Raw genomic sequence first — 20751 nt, forward strand, 5'->3', positions numbered from 1 at the left:
GACTTACCCCATATGTATCTGGCCGCCGTCGATCTTCAGCACCGCCGAAGACTTCAGGGAACCAATTTCACTGTTGATGACGAGGGATTGCCGGGCATCCTGAATGATGTGCTTCGCCAGCACCTCGTCGGTTTCCTCCACCCGCCGGCTTGCGTGCTTGCTGCGCACAAACAGGCGTTGAGAGATTTGGTGCAGCGTTTCGGCGACCCAGCGGCTACTGCGCGTCAGCAGCGTAAAGTGCGGGCTGCGCAACGTCAGCCGCTTGCCGCCCTGCAGTTCGATCTCCGGCGCCACGATGCGCAAGTTGGCGCTGCGGCTGTCCAGCGTCATGACGGCGTGCGCCTGTTGGCGCGACAGGATCTCGGTAATGACCAATTTGTCGCCGTCGACGATGACGCAAACGCGATCGCCCGCCAGCGGCTGAACCAGGCAGCTGGTGGCGACCGCCAGGCAGTGGGCGCGCATGCCATCGACATACAGGCCGCCATTGGCGTCGGCCGCCAGCGTCACCACCTTGCGCCCCCCTTGTTCGGCAAGCGGAGCGCTGCGCACCAACTGCAAAGGCGTCACCCTGGCGTTGGCATAGACCTTCTGATGCTCTCTTCTGGACTTATACATATCTGCTTACTCCTGTTGGCCGTTGATACGACGGTTGCCGCGGTCCCGGTTGTTGATGCGCATACCAGGCGTCGATCGCACTCAAGAACGGATCGGCGGTAAGCGGCACATTTTCGGCGCGATGACGCTTCGCCCCATGCAGGCGGGCGCTCTGTTGCTGGGCGGCGGTCAACGGCTGTTCCATCAGGTTCGCCTCCCGCATCTCGGCCTGTTCCATGTTGGCCAGCGCCAGATCGCACGCCCTGAACTCCGCCTGCGTCAGCCTGGCGCGCCCCCAGTGGGCGCCGTTCATCGCGCATTCGCTGAACCGGGCCTTCTGCGCCTGCGCCAGGGTCAGCGTCGCGCGCTCGAAATCGCAGCGCAGCGCCTGCACTTCGGCAAAGATCGCCGACGTCAGATCGCTGTCGGCGAACGAGCACCCTTCCAGCTCGCTGCGGTGAAAGCTGGCGCCCTGCAGCCGCAGCTGGGCCAGGTTGCAGCCCGACAGGCGGCAGGTGAACCAGATGCGCGCCTGCCCCTCGATCGTCTGCCAGCTGCATTTCTCCAGCCGGCAGCTCCCCATGATGTGGCGTTCGAGGGTCGATGCCTGCCACAGGCACTGCGTGAGTTGACAGGCATACCAGTTGGCGTCCTGAATGATGTCCTGTTGGAACATCATGTTGGTCAGGATGCTGGACTGCACGGCCAGGTGCCCCAGGCTGCTGCGCTCGACTTCCGCCCCGTTGACCTCGCACTGGATCAAACTGCAGTCGTCCAGCAGACAGTCGCCGATGTAGCACCCACGCAGCGTGGTGTCGTTGCACGCCAGATTGCACAGCAGCCCCCGTTGCAGCGTCAGGTTGTCAAACCGGCATTCGTTGAACGACAGGCGCAGCAAGCTGCCGCCGACCACGTTGACCTGGTTCAGGGTGCAGCCCTCAAAGCGCACCGCCCGCAAATCGCATCCTTCAAACGTGACGCGCTCGAAATGGCAGTCGATGAAAGAACAGTCGCTCAGCGTCAGCCCTTTCAGCTCGCGATCGTGGAAGCGCCGCTTTTTGAAGGTTCGCGGCAGGGGCGGCGTCTGCGACACCGCCTGAGCGATCTCCAGCTCAATCACCTCGGTGTCAGGCAGGGCCTGCTGAATCACGCGGCTTTCAGTTTTCATGCGCATAGTCCCCCTGAATAATTCTGCGCGGCACCCAGCACGCCCGCTCCAGCAAACACCCGCTGAAACGGGTGCCGGCGTCCTGCCAGGTCATCGCCAGATTCGCCGCCGCCAGGTTGCACTGCTCAAATCCCGCATCGCGCAAATCGGCGTTATAAAACATGGCTTGCTGGGCGCTGCTGTTTTGCCAGCGGGCGTGCGCCAGCACGCTGTCTTTAAACCGCACGCCGGCCAGGTCGCAGCCGACGATCGCGCAAGCCGTCAGGTCGGCCTCGTCGAAATTGCATTCGGTGAAAACGCTGTACTGCAGCTGACACCTCTCCATACGCGCCGCTTTCAGCCCCACTTTGGTGAAGCCGCAGTCGCTGAACACGCCGTGGGAGAAATTCACCTGCATCCCCGCCGTCATGCTCTCGATTCGGCAACGTTCGAAGCGCACGCCGCGCCAATTGCCGCCGAGGAACGAGTTCTTGGTTAACGCCATATCCAGCGCCACCGCCCCCTCGGCCAGGCAGCGGTTGAAGACGCAGGCGTCCAGCTCCCCTTGCAGGAATTGCGCGCGGATCAGCGTCGAGCCGTTAAACATGCCGTTGCCAATCGCCCCGCGCTCAAAGCGGCTCGCGGTGAAATCCCCCCGCTCGAAGACGCAGTAATCGAGCTTCACGCCCTCGGCCCGCATGCCTTGCCCCTGCGGCTCTTCCAGCGTCACTTTTTCGAGGACCGCCTCCTGCCATACGCTTTCCGCCATCAGCGGCTTTTGCAGGGTGCACGACACCATGCGGATCCGGCGCAGCGCCGCCTGCGTCAGGTTGACCGCATCAAAAACGCAGTTTTCGAAGGTGCAGTTCTCCAGAACGGCCTGTGAAAAATCGCAGCGCTCAAAACGGCATTGCAGAAAATGCTTGTCCGACAGCGCAGGGCTGCGCAATCCGGTGAAGGTTTTCCCTTCCACGGTCGCGCTAGCGGGGAAAAACGCGTCGTTACCCTCTTCGGCAGGCAGATCCGGCAAATCGGGCAACGTCACGGGGGCGGGCTCCGCCGCCGTCTGTTGCTGGTGCAAGGCAATCGCCTCGCGAATGCGTTGATAGAAAACGGCGGAGTCGCCCAAAGACGTGGGCGACGGATCGTAACGCAGATCGCTGGGGTGATCCGACGCCGCCTGGATGACGTTCAACCCCATCTCCGCCGGCATCAGATCCGGATCGAACAGGAACTCGAAGGGCGAAGCGTCGTCGTCGCTGCGTTTATGGTGCACCTGCCGGAAATAATCGAACGGGCGCGGCGCGTCGCAACGATCCAACGCCAGCATCAGGGACTCGATGGACTCGTCCAGAAGATGCGTCAGCGGCGCATTGCCGGTGAAAATAATCAGCGCCATGTCGCTGTCGGGCAGGAACCACAGCGTTTTTCGCTGCAGTTCGATTTCCTCGAGGCCTTCGCTATCGTGGCGGCGTATGAATGCCCGCCCGCGCACCGCCGGCAGCTCGCCGCGAATCGCCTGGCTCTGCGCGCCGACGCCCTGCAGTTCGAAGGGCACCCTATCCGGCCACGCCGCTTCCGGCAGCCACTGCGCCGGCGGCGCCATCTGGTAATAGCGCCGATCGATATCGGCCGGCAACCCGGGAAACGCCTTCTCCAGATAGGCTTTGCTCGCGATCTGGCCCGCCACCTTATCGATATGCGCCTTGCGCAGCGAAAACTCGTGTGGCACCGGCGCCGGCGCCGCCAGCGGGGAACGCTCCTGTGCGGAACCTTCGGCGGACAAGGTCATCAGCAGCGGCCGCAGCCCATCATTGCAACCGCGCCCCACCGGGTTCTCCTTGCTGTCTTTACCGCCCCAGGCCGAGGTGTGGTCCAGCGGCACGCTGAGGAAAGGTTCCGCCCCCATCGCGCCGCGTCGCCCTTCGCCCTCCACCCGCCAACGGCGCTTAAGCCCACCGATGTCGGCGCTGACGTCCAACGTTTTTACCGGCTGCCCGACGCCGGCATGGCCGGCGATCAGGTATTCGGCGAACGGCTTCGGCTCAGCAACGTCCAACACCGGCAGACTGAGCGGCGCACGCTTCCACGCCTCCCAGATTTCGGCCTCGTTCACGAAGTGTTCCGGTCGGGACAGGTAGCATCCGGCCACGACGCTGATGCCGAGCCGGCTGTCTGCGCCGATCTGGTAACCCCCTTTAATCACTACCAATTGCTGTGGCCGTATGATTCTCATTGCCGCGCCTCGTTAGTTTTTGCTTTGCATCCCGACTTTTTTCAAATCGACGCCGGTCTCGGACAGTGACGCGCCGGTGTAGCTGATGGACACCCCCGTCGTGCTGGTGCTGCTGCCGGTATTGCTGACGCTGCTGCCGGTATTGCTGACGCTGCTGCCGGTGCTGCTGACGCTGCTGCCGGTGGTGCCGACGCTGCTGCCGGTGGTGCTCACGCTGCTGCCGGTGGTGCTGATGCTGCAGCCGGTGGTGCTGGTCGAGGAACCGGTGGTGCTGATACTGCAGCCGGTGGTGCTGGTCGATGAGCCGGTGGTGCTCACGCTCACGCCGGTAAAGCTGGTGCTGCTGCCGGTCTGGCTGGTACTGACCGTGGTGTAGCTGTTGCTTTCGCCGGTCATGCTGTTGCTGATGCTGGTAAAGGAGTTGCTTTCGCCGGTCATCGAGTTGGAGACGCCGGTGCAGCTGGTGCTCTGCCCGGTAAATGACGTGCTCAACCCGGTGAACGACGTGCTGACGCCGGTAAACGAGGTGCTGACGCCGGTGAACGAGGTACTGACGCCGGTGAACGAGGTGCTGACGCCGGTGGCGGTGAGGCTGACGCCGGTCATCGAGGCGCTGACGCCCTTAATCGACGCGTCAAACCCGGTGATGCTGAAGACGTAATCCTTGTAAGAAACGTGGTTGGTGAACCAGTCCGTAAAGGTGCGGCGGATGATGTCGAACTTGTCCATCCCCACCTCGGTGGCCTGGTTGCGCTCGACCGTGGTTTGCAGATCGCGTTCGGCGTGCAGCATGACGCGTTCGTTGTTGCGGTTGTCGTCGAAGGTCAGCTGGCTGGCATGCTGCGGTTTGCCGAAGCGCAGCGAGCGCGACACCATCCCCGAGTAGTTGATGTATTCAGGCAGTTGATAAGGCGGCGGGTTATCGCCGTTATAAACGATACCTGTCACCATCGGGCGATCGAGATCGCCGTCGACATAGGTCACCAACACTTCCTGGCCGACGCGCGGCATGGCGATCACGCCCCAGCCTTTCCCCGCCCAGGCCTGCACCACGCGGATCCAGCACGAGCTGTCTTCCTCGGTGGTTTTGTAGCGATCCCAGTGGAAGTGCACGCGAATGCGCGCAAACTTGTCGGTATGCACTTCGGAATTGGGCGCGCCGACCACGGTGGCGCTCTGGATGCCCGGCATCTGCGGCTTGGGCGTCTCGCGCAGCGGGCGGAACGCCACGTCGTCGTTCAACGCGTTGAAACGGCAGGTCACGTTGCGGCCGTCGCTGCTGCTGTCGGGGCCATCTTGCACGAACACATAGTCGCAGCGGGTCAGTTTGAAGCGGCGGTTGCGGTTGGCGTCCGGGTGCAAAATCAAGGAGAAGTCCTTGCCGGCCATCAACCCGACGGCGTTGCTCTCGCCAAACAGCAGGTGGCCGTCGCTTTGCATTTCTTCCAGGCGCAAACGCGCCAGATTCTCGCCGCGTTCAGTATCCACATAGCCCGCCGCGTAGTCGTACCACTCCAGCGGCGTGTTCTGCAGGCCGAGGCGGCTCTCTTCCACCTTGGTTTGCAGGTTCTTGCGCGGGTTCTGGAAGTCGAAGTCACGCAGCACGATTTCATTCGGACGCACTTTGCGGGAACGCTGGATGCGCTGGATCCCTTCGCGGATGGCGCGGTTTTCTTCGCTGTCCGGCATGAACGGCAACACGGCGTAACCGAAATCCAGATCGTCGAAATCCTGCCGGTCGGTGATCACCAGCGTGTGCTTATCCTCGGCGTGATCGAAGTAATACCAGATGCCTTCGTCTTCCAGCAGGCGGCTGATAAACGCAAAATCCGTTTCGGAAAATTGCACGCAATACTCACGCGTCGGATAGGTGCCTTGAATATCCAGACGGTAGTCGGCAAAGCCATAGCGAGAGAAGATTTGCTCGATGATGTCGAGCACGTTCAGATCCTGGAAAATACGGCTGTTGCGGTTCTGCATCAAAAACCACAGCCAGGTGCTCAGCTCCAGTTTGTACACGAACTTATCCTGATGCTGCCCCGCATCGGACGCGCCGATCACGTAAGCATAGAAAGGCCGCGAGCCGAAATCCGGCCTTTCAATCTGGATGCGGATCCCTTCACCCAGCAAGGATTCATAATCCACGTCCGCCTGTTCGCATTCGAATTCGAGCGAATATTGCGAGTTGCTCGACAACCCTTCTTGGGTGGTGAAGCTGAGTGGAAACGCATTTAATTCGGCTAACACCGGGTTATCAATTTCGATTAAAGGCATAACAACCTCTCTGATCCGATATCGAACCCCGCCCCGCGTTTGCGGGCCGGCGGTAAATTAAAAATCAGTCGAAATAAACACTTAAGCTATCGTTCTCGACCATGAGTTGGATATTCTGCAGTTCCTGTCCCGTCCGTTTGCGCTGCAGCACTTCATTGCTGATCGGCGGCAAGATCGCCTGCTGCAGCAGCGACTCGACCGCTCTTCCGCGCGATGGATGGGCGCTGATGCGTTTGGCGATCCAGCCTGGGATGTCGCCCTCCAGCACCAGCGACACGCCCACTTCTTTGTGCAAACGCTGCTGTAAACGTGAAATCTGTTTGGTGGCGATATGGGTTATCGCTTCGGTGGAAAGCGGCACGTAAGGAATGACGTTCATGCGCGCCAACAGCGCCGCCGGGAAAAAGCGCGCCAGGACGTCGTGCAGCATCGGGCGCAACGCCTCAGTTTTCAGCTCCGGCGTTTCCGCCAGCGTCGCTTCTATTTCGCCGGCGCCGATGTTGCTGGTCATCAAAATAAAGCACTGGCGGAAGCTGATCATGCGGCCCTCGCCGTCCTCCATCACGCCCTTGTCGAAGACTTGATAGAACGCTTCATGGATATCGGGATGCGCCTTGTCGAATTCGTCGAGCAGCACGATGGAATAGGGTTTGCGCCGCACCGCCTCCGTCAATTTGCCGCCCTTGCCATAGCCGACATAGCCCGGCGGCGCCCCCTTCAGCGTGGAGACGGTGTGCGACTCTTGAAACTCGCTCATATTGAAGACGATCAGGTTATGCGCGCCGCCGTACATCGCCTCCGCCAGGGCGAACGCGGTCTCCGTTTTGCCGACGCCGCTCGGGCCGGACAGCATGAAAACGCCCAACGGCCGATCGTGCGCCTGGATGCCGGCGCGGGAGATCCTCACCGCCTGCGCGATTTCGTCGATCGCCGTCTGCTGGCCGAAAATCTGGCGACTCAGCAGTTGGTTGAGGTTGAGCGCATTGTCCAGATCGCTTTGCAGCATGCGGCCGGTGGGGATGCCGGTCCAATCCGACAACACCTCCGCCACGACGCGATCGTCCACCCACGGATACACCAGCGGCAGACCGCCGTCCTGCAGCTCGCCCAACTCGGTGGCCAGCTGCGGCAAACGATCCGGCGACTGCTGCTCTGCATCGAGCAAGGTGGTGACCGCCTGCTGCTCCTGCGCCTGCCGCTGACGCAGCGCATCCAGCTCTCCTTCCAGCTCGCTGAGCGTCTGCTGCAATTCGCTGATGCGGGTGAGCGCCAGATCGTCGAATTTGCTTTCTTCCTGCAGGCCGTGCATTTCGGTACGCTTCACCGCCAGCCCGGCCTCGAGCGACTCGATTTTTTCAGGCTGCGCATGCTGGCTCAGCGCCACCCGCGCGCAGGCGGTGTCCAGCAGGCTGATGGCCTTGTCCGGCAGCTGCCGCGACGGCAGATGGCGCAGCGATAAATGCACCGCCGCCTGCAGCGCCGACTCGCGGATCTTGACGCTGTGGTGCTGCGCAAAATGCGGGGCGATGGCGCGCATCATGTTCACCGCATTCTCTTCGTCCGGCTCTGAAACCAGCACGTACTGGAAACGGCGCGTCAGCGCGGCATCCGGCTCGATGAACTGTTTGTATTCCGACCAGGTGGTCGCCGCCACCATGCGCAGCGCGCCCCTGGCCAGCATCGGTTTCAACAGGTTGACGGCGTCGCCGGTGCCGGCCTGCCCGCCGGCGCCCACCAGCGTATGCGCCTCGTCGCAGAACAAAATCACCGGCACGGCCGAATGCGCGATGGCGTCGATCAGCGCTTTCAGGCGCGATTCGAATTCGCCGCGCATGCTCGCCCCGGCCTGCATGCGCCCCAGATCCAAAGACAGCAGCCGGGCGCCCTGCAGCAGCGGCGGCACCTGCCCTTGGGCTATCTTGCAGGCCAGCGCTTCCGCCACCGCCGTTTTGCCGACCCCGGCTTCGCCCACCAAAATCGGGTTGTTCTGCCGACGACGCAGCAAAATGTCGATCACCTGGCGCAGCTCCGCTTCGCGGCCAATCACCGGGTCGATTTCACCGTCGCGCGCCTGACGAGTCAGGTCCGCACACCATTTATCGAGTATCTCGACCGTCTCGGGCGCATCCGGCGCCTCGCCGAGCGCGCCGTAGCTTTCTTCTTCCTCCTCCTCCTGTTCGACAGACTCGGCCAGAATCGCCGGGTAGTCGTCGAACAGCTGTGGGATCGGCAGTTTTTTAAACTCTTCGCTCAGCCGGTACAGGCTGCGCTGCAGCGTGGGATCCTGCAGAATGCCGACCAGGATATGGATGGTGCGCACGCCGCCGGACGGCGTTTCGGCGAGCTGGCTCATCAGCAGCCCTCTTTCCACCACCGTTTCCAACTGCGTCGACAGATCCACCACCGCATTCGTCCGGTTTGGCAAGGTATGGAGAATGCGATCCAACGCATCGCTTACGCGCTGAATATTGATCGCGTAGTGCGCCAGGATCAGCGGCAAGTCGCCGCGTTCTTTGTCCACCAGGACTTTCAGCCAGTGTTCAAGCTCCACGTATTCGTGCCTGAAGGTCCGGCACAGCTTGGTGGCTTCAACGAAGGACTGATAAGCAAAGTGGCCCAATCGCGAAAAAAGACGTTCTCGTTGATACACCTTAAATTTCCTTATATTAAGTTGTTGATTGATAAACCAGCTGCCTAAACGTCCCTGTCTTAGGTTTCAGCCAGCTGTCTTTACTCAGCGACTTGCCGCCCAGCTGCGCCGCCATGCTCGGCTCCGTGGCGATCAGCAGGCTGACGTCCAACATCAGCTGATGGCTCGTGAAGTCATGGCAGATGCTCACCAGCGCCTGCAACCGCCGGCTGCCGCGCTGATACTGCTGATAATGCGGGGCCCCCAGCGGCCCGATTTGAATATGCGCGCCGTACTGGGCATCGAAAAAGCGGCTACCGATGCGCGTGCTCCCCAGCTTGCCCAGCTTTTGGCTGCCGTTTTTTTTGCCGTCGTCGATCCATTTGGCGTAGCGCGGCGTAATTTCGATGGGAACCGCGAAGTAGGCCGCCAGCATCTTGTTAAGCTGGCGCAGCGAGCGGCGGCCCGGCAGATAAATGCCGGGGTAGGCTTCGCGCAGGCGCTGGATATGCGGGTTCACGGCCAACGTGGTGTCGACGCCCACCGTCTGCCGCAGATGATGCAAAAACGGGTTTTTGTCATCGTCATGGTCATGCCCGATCATCGCCTTCAGCTGCGCCCAGGCCCGGTAATGCAGTACGGCGAAGCGCTGGCTGACGATGCCGACGAACTGCTGGAACGCCTGATTGCGCCTGGCGATGACTTCGGTGCGCGCGTGCTCGGTCACATGGATCGGCAGCGGGCCGTAAGGGGCGAACATGCCGAAATGCCGCGCCTGAATCAGCACCTGCGTAGGGCGTTGTACGATGGAGGCGATTTCACGCGAGGCGAAACCCATATCCGCCGGCTGGGTGATGCAGAGCCTTTCGCGGCTGCGATCGTTGGAGACGCCGAGCCGCGGCGCATCCGGCTGCGCACGCTCGATGCGCCGCAACAGCTCGAAGAAATCCTGCCGATTGGACAGCCCGCGGATTTCGGCCTGGCCCACGCTTTCGCCTTGGGCCCCCGGCGCCGGCGCCTGTTCCAACGACAGCGCCGTTTCGCGCATCAGCGACATATCAGCCATAGTAGAGCGCCCCCCAGTCGGCGTGGGTTTCCCCATCCAGCAACAGCTTCATGCTCAACGTTTGGTTCAGGTCGCCGTATTGGCTCAGCGCGTGGTGCAATATTTTGCCGAACAGATAGGCACCGTGATCGGCATGATGGTTGGCGCTTAGGTTGACGGCGATCTCGGCCCCGCGGATCCAGGCCAGCGGCCCCGGCCCCTGATTGCGTTCGAAGTGGTGCTCCACCCAGGCGTTTTTGATGCTGGCGATGCGTTTGCGCTGGCTGGAGTCATCCTGATGGCAGAACAACGACAGCCAGTCGCGCAACAGCGCCGAGCAATCCTGCACGTCAGGGCGCGCATGGCGCAAAGGATTGGAGGCCAGCATCTGGATCGCTTGCCACGCCTGGCTGATGTTAGGCACCGCGACAGGGTTGCTCGGATAGCGGACGATCTCCACCTGGTGGATCGGCATCGCCGTTTCCAGCTGAAAATGCGGTTGCTGCAGGTGCGCAGGCACCAGATGCCGTTCGCAGACCAGCGCCTCGACGCTGAGCGACGTGATGTCATCGATGTCGATGCCGCTTTTGCCCGGCGAAATGGCGATAAAGGTATCTTCGTTGGGCAGGTGCGGGTTGTTGTATTTGGATGGCGACGGTTCCCGGCGGCGGTGCAACGTATAGCCGGCCGGCTCCCGCTCGCAGTCGTAGTGCACGTCGGCCTGCAGCGAAGAGAAAATCACCGGGTTGCCGTCGGGCAGCATGCCCTTCACCTGTTTGACGCTATGAATCTCATACAGCGAGGTGTTCAAACGATCGACCACCAGCTGATGCTCCGTGCGCTCTCCCGTCAGCAGCACCGGCGAGCAATGGCGACGATACAGGTTGATGACCGGGGTCGCGAAAAGATGAAAATCCCTGGCGTTGACGCGACCGATCAGCGTTAGCGGGCGTTGCTCAAGCGCGAACAAAATCTCGAATTCATGGACGCGTTCACATTGGCGCAGAAAGTCCCGCACGCCATGCAGCTCCAGGCTGAAGAAGCGGCTCGGCGCCGCAAAGTACTCGCGCATCAGGCGGTTGCCGGGCAATTCCCCCACCGCGGTGGGCAACAGCGCCTCTTCGTCGCCGACGCCGCCCAGACGCAGGCTTTCCGGTTGCAAGACTTTGATGACCGGCCGATCGTCGTTTTTCGCCCATAGCACGATGCGCAAGGTGCGATTAAGCAGCGCGGCCATCAGCTGGTTGGCCCGCACCGTATCTTCCGCCAACGTCAGGTGCAACGGCTCGAGATCCAGTTCCGAGACGGGCAACACGCCGTGCGTGGTCAGGCCGATTCTGACGTAGGCCGAACAGTCTTGCATATGCCTGGCGGCGCCGTCGGGCAAATGGTGAGGCGGCAGGATTTCGCATTCCGCCAGCGCAATCTCAACGGGCTGCACTTTAATATGCCGCGCCGTGGTGAACGTGGCGGGTTTGTTGTTCAGCGAGATATCGTTCAGGGTCATTCGGCTCCCGCGCGGCAGGTCGACCTGGCTATGCCACTGGGGAAAAGAGAGATCGGGCTTAATCGCGACGGTGGCGATCGCGGGAACCGGCGTGTACCACAAGGGCGCCAGGCGCGAAAGCATTTGCAAGGCGAATTCTGGCTGCTCGTTGTTCAGCTTTTCCTGGATGCGGGTGCAAAGAAAAGCAGAGCCCTCCAACAGGCGCTCGACGAAAGGATCCAGCACGCCGTCGATATGCATGCCTAAATGCTGAGCGACCTGGGGATGCGAAGAGGCGAACTGACGGCCGGCCTCGCGAAAATAACGCAGCTCATCATTATATAATTGGAGAAAACGCTCACTGAACATAGTCACCTCTATTAATCAAATACGTGTACGGCGCCACAGGAATAATCAAGAGCTATGCGCAAATTCACCAGCATTTCGTCACCCGGTAATGAGCAGGTGCCATAGATATCGAATAAGATCGCCAATACATACGATTGACGCTCATTCACTACCGGCACCACGCGAATCGTTTTCGGATCCAGCCGTGGCTCAAAAGACGTAATGATTCTTTGTATATGTCTCGCCAGCGTTAGCGGATCGGTATTAATCGGTATTCGTTGGCTCAGCGACGGCAGGCCATAATTCAATACCGAGCTTTCGCTGTGCGCATAATCGTGAAGTTTTAAATCTGCGCTGCGCGATGCGTCATTCAATAAGAATTCGATATCGCGCACCAGGACGCGCCGCCAATTATCGGCGCTGCCGCTTTGACTTCTCACGCTGAGCTTATCGAATAGCATGGGTAATGACGCTTTCATTTAACACCTCGCGGTAATGAGTGTGTCTGCCCGCAAGATCTGCGGGCAGACGGCCTGCAATAAGTGTTACGACATCAATGATCAGATGCGGGCGTTAAGCTTGAGGTCATACCCCGTCTTAATCACCGCACCCATGGAGCCATCGTTGTTTTGCTCTTTGTACTCAACTTCGATACGTGCGAAATTCAGCTTGATAACATCGGTGGGCAGCACGGTATCGATTTCAGTACCGATGGTGGAGTTCAGCGGCATATTACCCACGGTCTTGAATGAGGAAACCAGGCAGTTACTGAAGGTCACGGCAATAAAGTCTTGCTGACCCTGGCCTGATTTACGGCAAACAAGTTTTGCCTGAGGAATATGCTCGCCGGTGGCGCACATCAGAAACAGCTTCGGCGAAGCCTTATTGCTTACCATACGGAATTCAAAGTCTTTCATTTCGACTTTGCCGGAACCACCGCCGCTGCCGAATCCCCAGCGCCCGGCATTTTCCTCCGCCCATTGCCAGGCTTGCAGCTGAATCCATCCCGGATAAGTTTGGTCAGGGGATTCACCGTCAACACCTTCAATCTTCAAAAAATAGTCTACTAAAGCTTTAGTGCTCATTTTTGTCTCCTTGACTGATAGGTCCTACTACGTTAATTGAAATGTCTACTCAGATAAGTCGTTATATTGCCTACGCAATCATTGAAATAGCGACAATGGGAACCCATTAGCCATTAATAAATAGCCATGGCGCAGAGAATAACGCCGCTAAATTTCAATGAAATATCAATTCTCACCCACGCCATTTAATAATTAACGTCGGCAATATCCAAACCAATGACCAGCCGTGACTTATCTGCTCCCATCTTTTTTGGCTGACGGAAGTTTTGATACCAATCGCAAGGACACGGTCATGCCTTCCAACTGGTAATGCGGGCGCAAATAGAAATGTGCGCGGTAATAACCCGGATCGTCTTCAACATCCTCAACGCGAACTTCGGCGGCGGCCAAGGGACGACGCGCTTTCGTCGCTTCCGTCGACACGGAAGGATCGCCATCCACGTAATTCATCAGCCAGTCATTCAGCCACAGCTGCATATCGTCTCTGGAACGGAAAGAACCGATTTTGTCGCGTACGATGCATTTCAAATAGTGTGCAAAGCGGCACGTGGCAAAAATGTACGGCAGCCGGGAGGAAAGCTTGGCGTTGGCCGTCGCATCCGGATCTTCATATTTCGCCGGGGCATGCATGGTGCAAGAACCGATAAAGGCGGCGAAATCAGAATGTTTGCGATACACCAAAGGCAAGAACCCGGCGTCTGACAGCTCTTGCTCGCGCCGATCGGAAATGGCGACCTCCGTCGGGCACGTCAGCTCATAACCGCCCTCATCGGAAGGGAACGCGTAGGCGGGCAGTTCCTCCACCGAGCCGCCGGATTCGATGCCGCGGATTTTCGAACACCAGCCGTACTCATGGAAGGCGCGGTTGATGTTGACGCCCATCGCATACGCCGAGTTGGCCCAGGAGAAATCATCATCCATATCCGGCCTGACGGCCTCCTCGAAAGCGAACTCTTCGATCGGGTTGGTCTTCGCACCGTAAGGCAAACGCGACAGGAAACGCGGCATGGTCAGCACCAGATAACGCGAATCGTTGCTTTCGCGCAGGCGGCGCCAGGAAGCGTATTCCGGCGTGGTGAAAATCTTGCCGATATCCCGCGGGTTGCCCAATTCGTTCCACTTGCTCATCTGCAGCAGCGACGGCGAAGCGGCGGAAATAAACGGACAGTGCGAGGCGGCGGAAATTTTCGCCAGCTCCGTCAGCAGCGTCACGCTCATCGGGCTGTGATCGAACTCAAAATCGCCGATGATGCAGCCGAACGGCTCGCCACCAAACTGGCCATACTCTTGTTCATAAATTTGTTTGAACACCGGGCTTTGATCCCAGGCCGATCCTCGGTAGCGCCGCAGATTGCGCGTCAGCTCATCCTGACTGATGTTCAATACCCGAATCTTCAGCGTTTCGCTGACGTTGGTATTGTCGACCAGATAACTCAGACCTTGCCAGGCGGACTCCAGCTTCTGGAACTCCTTATGGTGCAAGATATTGTTCATCTGCTGCGAAAGCTGCTCGTCGATCTGGGCGATCAGCGATTCAATGGTCAATACGACATCCTGGCTGACCTTGACCTTGCCCTGGTTGGCATATTCGGACAGCGTGCCGATGGCCCGACGAACCGCTTCTGAGGCCTCGTTCGTTCTGGGCCGGAACGAACGCTTGAGCAGACCGTCAAGCTCGTTTTCCGTTTCCTGCGTTTCAACTTCAGCGACTGCCGTTGCCTGCTGCTTAGCTGAATAGCGTCGTTGCCTCGCTCTCATTCCTCATCTCCTTTATTCCCGGAATCCTGCACATCCTGTTCCGCATCCGCGACCGTTTTACGTGCATCCGTCACCAAACGATGCAGAAAATCGGGCTTCTCCAGCAGATTCTTCACCACCTCTTCCGCGCTGGATTTGCCATCCATATACGTGATCAGTTCCGTGAGATGTTCGCGGGCCTCCAGCAGGCGTTGCATCTGCGGAACCCGTTTGGCGATGGCGCCGGGCGAAAAATCCTCCATCGATTCAAACTCTAATTCCACGTCCAGCAGCGCATCATCCTCACTCAAGGTATTCTCCACGTAAAATTGAAGACGAGGTTTAATGGCCCGCATGCGATCGTTGAAATTGTCCTGATCGAACGTCAGGAATTTTCGCTCTTCGATCGGCAGCAAAGGTTTTTTCCGATGCCCAGAGAGATCGGACATGACCCCCGTGACAAAAGGTAACTCTACTTTCTTTTGTGAACCGTAGAGCTCTACGTCATATTCAATTTGCACGCGGGGCGCGTTATTTTTACCGATAAATTTCTGAGAGCTTGAGTCCTTAGCCATTGGAAAACTCCTTTGTGAGAAAAATTACTTCCCGGACAATTGATTTAACGAGGCCAGAGATTCCGGCAAAAGCTCCTCAACAATCGTCGCGAAGTCCATACCGATCATTTTTTGTGAACGTCGAATAAGAATGGGGGCCGGATGGCTGGGCTCATAGTTTTGGAAATAGTCCAAAACCTGGTCCAACAGCAAGATGACATCCTGCCGGGAACGGATATATTTGCCAGGCAGGGTGGCCGGCGCCTCCGCCGCTTCCGCGTCGGCCGGCGCAGCGCCGATCTCCTCCGGCAATTCCTGCTGTTCGAGAGAGAGCAGTTGGCGGCTGAAGAGCGCTAAATAGTCGCGTACCTGGCGGCAGTCCAGACGGTAATCTTCAGCCTGCAGGTTGGCGTAGTTTTCCACGCGCTCCAAGGCGTCGATTCCCTGCGACAGCTGTTCTTTTAATGACGGCATATTTCTGCCGGCAAAATAGCTGTCAGCCTGCCCCAACACCTTCACCACTTCCGAAAAATGCAGGCTTTTGCCTTCCTGCTCGTCCATTCGCATATTGAGCAGTTCATCGGTGGTTAACGGCGTATCGGGGAAGATCTTGCTGTTTTTGATTTCGTGCAGGCAGGACGAGGTGGCGAGCCAGCCTAACGCGGCCGCATGGAAGCTGTCCGTCGCCGGCTCCATATCGGCCTGAGGGAAAATGGTGCTTCCCTCTTCGGCATATTTGCCGTCGATAGCCGTGATGCCTTGATAGACAGCCGAAAAACCATCGATATGAAGGTTAGCGCGCATAAACCACAGCACGACATGTAAATCGAAGCACTGTTCAAGTAAGGCGGCAGATTGCTCGCGAATAGCATGCCAATTGATGTCGCGTGCATTATCCACGGCATTCAGCGGATCGGTTTGGCTGTCAAATTCCGATAACGTGAATTCAATTTCACTGTATCGAGGGTCAAATTCGACGCCGTTAACTGCTGTTGAGATGACTTCATTCATGGCCTGATATCCTTTTCATCAGCACTACAAACATAAAGCCTATAAAAATGGGCTTTTACATTCGCCAGTCTTTCCCAGAGTCCTTTTAGCGTAATTAGTCGTCACCAAGCCCGCAAATTGTTTAGATGTATTAATATTAACAACAATAATAGATTAAACCTATCAATAAAAACGCAGTGATCGGTTTAAACTATTTTACATTTACATATTTATTTTTTGATTTTAAAATCAATAAGTTACAAGCAATAATTATGCAAGCTAATAATAGGAAAAAAATCAAAAAATGCCCTAAAAACAACGTTTCTCCGTTGGTAGGATAATTCCAATAAAACCTCAGAATACAAATAATTTAACAATCAAATGGTAACTATGGTAAATAGTGAAATTTTTTCATACAAGCATGACAGTCATTCGTTTCTTGCGATCGGGTAGCACGCAATGATCATGAGAACACGATGACAGTGTGACTTTCATTTCCAGCACTCAGTACTTACAAATGCGAAACCTGGTGTGAAAATAAACAATTTGGCGAGAGTTTTGATTATTAATTTTAAAGCTTAGGTTCTGAGTTAACATTCCGCCGTGGCGCACCTAACACGGTATTGGCGCGCAAACAGCTGGGTTGATAAAGCACATTTTTTATAGTTAACCCAGGGTAATGATCAGATTAACTTAAGATTCATCCCCCATTCACCGACCTATTCTTTTACGCCAGGCCAGCACTGAGTCAGCATCTAAAAAATCGCTGGGTTCGATAAAGTGGTATGAATAATATCATTTCACCTGCCGGCAAAATAACCACTTCAATCTTGTGACGGCGATAACCTCGTTATGGCCAGCGATCCACTCCATGCTCAAGGGATGTTTTCCTAACTGATAAGACCACTAATTTGATACTAGCAAAGCCAAAACCAATATCAAGGAAAAATATTATTTTTTTAATAAAAAATTAACAAAATAATATACAATTATTAAACAATTCAATAGCTTGAAAAATCAGTATTTCTATTATTTTTAGTCTGATAAAAATAGTTCACCAAAGTTTACAGCCGATCATAATGCCACTCATAAAATCAGTCGGAATCTCTTCACCGTTGAATTCACATCAAAAAACAAGGAAAAAATCGGAAATAAATGCAACGGGCAACATTCCTTCCCACAGGATCAACTTTCGCAAAACAAAATAAGCAAGATAATTCCCAATAAGATGGCGAAAAAGAACCGCTAATTAGTTAGCAGTACAAAATAAAAACAAGATTAACCCTATAGGGTTATATCACACGCGAGTCGTCGATTATTATTAAGGAAAAAAACCTTATTGATCTTTATGTTGCCGCCATCCTCACACAGTGACGCCGTCGCGACTCCGGGGGTAAAAACAGACATAAAGAGAATGTGCGGCGGCATAACCAGGTAACGCATGAAAACGGCCCAGAGACTTTTTTTACCCTACGTTCAGCCGGTGTGAGAATGTTATTGCGGGTGAAAAAGTGGAACGTAACCTCCCCTGCCCCCTTGAACGTGCACTCCCTGAGAGAGCCGCGCCTTTCAACTATCCCTCCACCTCACGCGAAAAGTCGGCGCGAAGCCCACCGTTTTACTGATCCAGGACATCTTTCGCATTCACCTGACTGGTACATTGATTGAAAATCATTCCTATTCAGGAGAAAAGGCCATGGTTAAATCACTGAATGCGGCATTCACTCGTCTTTTTGATCGCCCGGACGCCGGCAAGTTGGCGCTCAGATTGACCTTCGGCGGGCTGATGCTGTTTCACGGCGTAGCGAAAATTCAGCATGGCGTCGGCTGGATCGCCGGCGCGCTGCAGGAACAGGGGCTGCCCGCCTTCATCGCCTATGGCGTGTACGTGGGCGAGATCCTGGCGCCGATACTGATCATTTTGGGGCTGTTCACCCGCCCCGCCGCGCTGGTTTACGCCTTTACGCTGGTAGTGGCGTTTTTGATGGTGGGCACTGGCAAGGTGTTCACCGTTACCGACGTCGGCGCCTGGGGCATTGAAAACGAACTGGTGTTCTTTATGGGCGGGCTTGCCATCCTGCTGCTGGGCAGCGGCAAATACACGATTGCGCGCAATGAAGCCTATCGGTAAGCGGTACCATGATTAAGGAGGTTCCTGATTCGAACCTCCTCTGTGCGGAAACGACAATTAACTCTCGGCCAGGCGGTACACCGGGACCTTACGCGTGGTGCCGGTCAGGGTGTCGAAGATCTCCGTTTCCGCCGTCACGATCGCCATGCCGGTTTTTCTTAGCCTGCGCACCTCGGCGGCAATGCGCTGGATGCCGAACCAGAACAATCCGTCCAGCGCCGTTACCGGCAGCCCTTGCTCGAGCGCCAACCTGAGCCGCTCACGCGGCGCCTTGAGCGCCTTGGCGATTTCCCGGTATGGCAGCGCGTCCACGCCCGATGCCGCCCGGCGGTGAATGCGGGTCGACAGGCTGTACTGAAAGGCCTCCGGCACGCCGCTCAAATCGCTTTTCAGGCTGTAGACGCAGCCGAAACGCTTGCCGTTGAACACCACATTCTTCTGGCTGAGCGGCAGCTCCTCACGTATTCCGGCGATCAGCTGCGGCGCCCGCACCAGCAATAACCGGAAAGGCAGTTCGAAACTGGTCACATAATCCACGTTGAGCAGCGCAATGCGCAGACGCTCCTCCGCTCCGGCCTGCGTCTCGCGGCACTCGTTCAGCACCTCGCTCCACTGGTGCGCGAGTCTGGGGGCCTCATCCAGCGGCGCGAAATGGTATTTCTCGATGTGATAGTCGATTTTCTCGTTCATGCCCGTTAGCCCCCGCGTCAGTCATCATTGCCATCAGCAAATTACCTTACCCGCGGGCAACAGTACACTATCACCGCGTTCACTGTGCAGAGGACAGCCGGGGCGAATCATCAAGCATGAGGGAAAAAAGCCCAATATCGTGCTGGGTGAAAGCAATGTGCATCATGACGGCACGCCATGCGTCGATGGGACCACCAGCCCCGATTCCAGCTTGATGATGCGATCCGCCAGGTAGAAATAGCGATCGTCGTGAGTAATCGCGATGACCGTTTTGCCTTCGGCCTTCAGCATCGGCAAGAGTTCAAGATAAAACACCGCCTTAAACTCCGGATCCTGATCGGCGGCCCACTCATCAAACAGATAAACCGGGCGCTCTTCCAACCACGCCTGCAGTAAAGCCAGCCGTTTTCTCTGCCCTTGAGAGAGCGCGATTGTTGAAAAACGGCCGTGGGCAAAACTGACTTTATGGCTTAACTTCAGCAGGCGCAGCAGATGTTCGACCTGCTTTGGCGTGCGCTCAGTGACGAACGCCACATCGTCAAAAAGAAAGAAGTCGTTGAACACCACCGAAAAATGCCGACGGTATATTTCCAGAAGATCGTCGCTGACCGGCTCACCGTTAAGCAAAATCGCGCCGTTATCGGGAGGATAAATTCCCACCAGCAGATTCGCCAACGTCGTCTTGCCGCTGCCATTGCCACCGACGATAAAAATGAGTTCACCGGGCGCAATGTGCATATTCAGCGGGCCAAGGGTGAAATGCTCCCCTTCTTCGTTCTGATATTGGTAACGGACATTATCCAACGCCAACGAAGCAAAAGGAGGGGGCGTAAAATGGCGCTGTGGAACTTCGGGCCTGAGTTGCGCGCGCAGCGACTGTACCCGCTGCATGGCCACCCGCGCACCGGCCAGGGTGGGCAGCGCGGATAACAGCCCTTCGACCGGCACAATCATATACAGAAACACCATGATATAGCCGGTAAGCGCCCGCTCGTCCAAAGCCAGCCCGTCGCGCAAGCTGAACAACACCAGGCCGATGAAAGCGAAAAACAACGCGCTTCCCCAACTGCTCGCCAAACCGTACAACACATAACCGCGGGTTCTCTCCCGGCGAACCGCGTCAATATTTTGCGCCAGTTCACCGCTGACGAATTGACGGCGACGCACCGCGTTAAGCCGAAACTCCCTCGCGCCGTCAAACAATTTTTTGCATTGCTGAATCAGCGTATCTTCCCGCTGACGCGATCGGCGCAACAAACGCATCGCGGGGCCGTGCGCGGCGCGGTAGCCCAAGCTGCCGCAGACAATCACCGCCAATGCCAGCGCCAGTACGCTCAATGACAGGCTGCCAAGGTAAATCAGGCAGCCAACGATAACGGCGCCGAAAATCAGCAGATTGGGCAGGTTGACGAAAAACACCACCAGCGTATCGAGATCCTGTGTCAGCACGGACAGCGTTCTTGCCATTCCCGCTTTCTCCAACAGCAGCCAGCGCGTTTCGCTGACGTCTTGCACCAGTTCGCTGCGCAAGCGCGCCTTCACCTTTTGTCCCAGCGCCATAAACGTGGTTTGAGAAACCACGCGCGCCGCCAGCATCAACAGCGTCAGTAACGCAAAATCGCCTCCCGGACTCAGCCATGAAGCCTCATTGGATTGCGTCAGACCGTGATTGATCATCGCCAGCAAAGAGGCATTGCACAGCCCGCTGACGACACCGGCGACCACGGCGAGCAGTAGCCAACCGCGCACCATACGAAACAACATCATTAATACCGACATGCAAATTCCTTGCTCATACTCAC

The 20751-nt window shown here is 57.1% G+C and carries 15 protein-coding genes; 1 reads left to right on the forward strand and 14 read right to left on the reverse strand.

All coding sequences use genetic code 11. From position 1 onward, the window contains the following. Positions 1-3 precede the first annotated feature (3 nt). From V8N38_RS15950 to V8N38_RS16005, 12 genes are all read right to left on the reverse strand, one after another. On the reverse strand, positions 4-618 hold the full coding sequence (locus V8N38_RS15950; protein ID WP_019456420.1) for a DUF3540 domain-containing protein: 615 nt from the start codon (positions 616-618) through the stop codon (positions 4-6). Further along, complete coding sequence (locus tag V8N38_RS15955; RefSeq protein ID WP_244951337.1) at positions 611-1765, reverse strand: pentapeptide repeat-containing protein; 1155 nt, start codon at positions 1763-1765, stop codon at positions 611-613. Before V8N38_RS15955 ends, V8N38_RS15950 begins: the two co-directional genes overlap by 8 nt. Then, positions 1755-3980, reverse strand: a complete 2226-nt coding sequence (locus V8N38_RS15960) for a DUF2169 domain-containing protein (RefSeq protein WP_187181578.1) — start codon at positions 3978-3980, stop codon at positions 1755-1757. Before V8N38_RS15960 ends, V8N38_RS15955 begins: the two co-directional genes overlap by 11 nt. Positions 3981-3992: 12 nt before the next feature. Then, on the reverse strand, positions 3993-6254 hold the full coding sequence (gene vgrG, locus V8N38_RS15965) for a type VI secretion system tip protein VgrG (protein ID WP_087763132.1): 2262 nt from the start codon (positions 6252-6254) through the stop codon (positions 3993-3995). Between the two features lie 64 nt (positions 6255-6318). After that, positions 6319-8904, reverse strand: coding sequence for a type VI secretion system ATPase TssH (gene tssH, locus V8N38_RS15970; RefSeq protein WP_149506518.1), 2586 nt, complete (start codon positions 8902-8904; stop codon positions 6319-6321). Positions 8905-8920: 16 nt separating this feature from the next. After that, positions 8921-9949: a type VI secretion system baseplate subunit TssG gene (tssG, locus tag V8N38_RS15975; protein ID WP_102984435.1), complete on the reverse strand. Its 1029-nt coding sequence runs from the start codon at positions 9947-9949 to the stop codon at positions 8921-8923. Further along, positions 9942-11783, reverse strand: a complete 1842-nt coding sequence (gene tssF / locus V8N38_RS15980; RefSeq protein ID WP_055317104.1) for a type VI secretion system baseplate subunit TssF — start codon at positions 11781-11783, stop codon at positions 9942-9944. The genes tssG and tssF overlap by 8 nt, the downstream gene beginning before the upstream one ends. 11 nt (positions 11784-11794) lie before the next feature. After that, positions 11795-12241 carry a type VI secretion system baseplate subunit TssE gene (locus V8N38_RS15985; protein ID WP_038872306.1) on the reverse strand — a complete coding sequence of 149 codons (447 nt, stop codon included), beginning with the start codon at positions 12239-12241 and terminating at the stop codon, positions 11795-11797. 81 nt (positions 12242-12322) lie between these two features. Continuing rightward, the gene (locus V8N38_RS15990) at positions 12323-12847 is read right to left on the reverse strand and encodes an Hcp family type VI secretion system effector (RefSeq protein ID WP_004935369.1); all 525 of its coding nucleotides are present in this window, start codon (positions 12845-12847) and stop codon (positions 12323-12325) included. A 231-nt stretch (positions 12848-13078) separates the two neighbouring features. Continuing rightward, a complete protein-coding gene (gene tssC, locus V8N38_RS15995) occupies positions 13079-14605 on the reverse strand; it encodes a type VI secretion system contractile sheath large subunit (RefSeq protein ID WP_019456177.1) in 1527 nt (508 codons plus the stop codon). Continuing rightward, the gene (tssB, locus tag V8N38_RS16000) at positions 14602-15159 is read right to left on the reverse strand and encodes a type VI secretion system contractile sheath small subunit (RefSeq protein ID WP_038872309.1); all 558 of its coding nucleotides are present in this window, start codon (positions 15157-15159) and stop codon (positions 14602-14604) included. The genes tssC and tssB overlap by 4 nt, the downstream gene beginning before the upstream one ends. A gap of 24 nt (positions 15160-15183) precedes the next feature. Further along, positions 15184-16149 (reverse strand): ImpA family type VI secretion system protein, encoded by a 966-nt coding sequence (locus tag V8N38_RS16005; RefSeq protein ID WP_147840152.1) that lies wholly within the window; start codon positions 16147-16149, stop codon positions 15184-15186. A 1675-nt stretch (positions 16150-17824) separates the two neighbouring features. Here V8N38_RS16005 and V8N38_RS16010 point away from each other — a divergent pair. Further along, positions 17825-18259 (forward strand): DoxX family protein, encoded by a 435-nt coding sequence (locus V8N38_RS16010; protein WP_060439584.1) that lies wholly within the window; start codon positions 17825-17827, stop codon positions 18257-18259. A gap of 57 nt (positions 18260-18316) precedes the next feature. On the opposite strand, the gene V8N38_RS16015 is transcribed toward V8N38_RS16010, so the two are convergent. After that, positions 18317-18949, reverse strand: coding sequence for a helix-turn-helix domain-containing protein (locus V8N38_RS16015; RefSeq protein ID WP_038872328.1), 633 nt, complete (start codon positions 18947-18949; stop codon positions 18317-18319). Between the two features lie 162 nt (positions 18950-19111). Further along, positions 19112-20728, reverse strand: coding sequence for a cyclic peptide export ABC transporter (locus tag V8N38_RS16020; RefSeq protein ID WP_060420432.1), 1617 nt, complete (start codon positions 20726-20728; stop codon positions 19112-19114). Between the last annotated feature and the right edge of the window lie 23 nt (positions 20729-20751).

Source organism: Serratia nevei (genome assembly GCF_037948395.1).
In the GTDB taxonomy this organism is placed as follows: Bacteria; Pseudomonadota; Gammaproteobacteria; order Enterobacterales; family Enterobacteriaceae; genus Serratia; species Serratia nevei.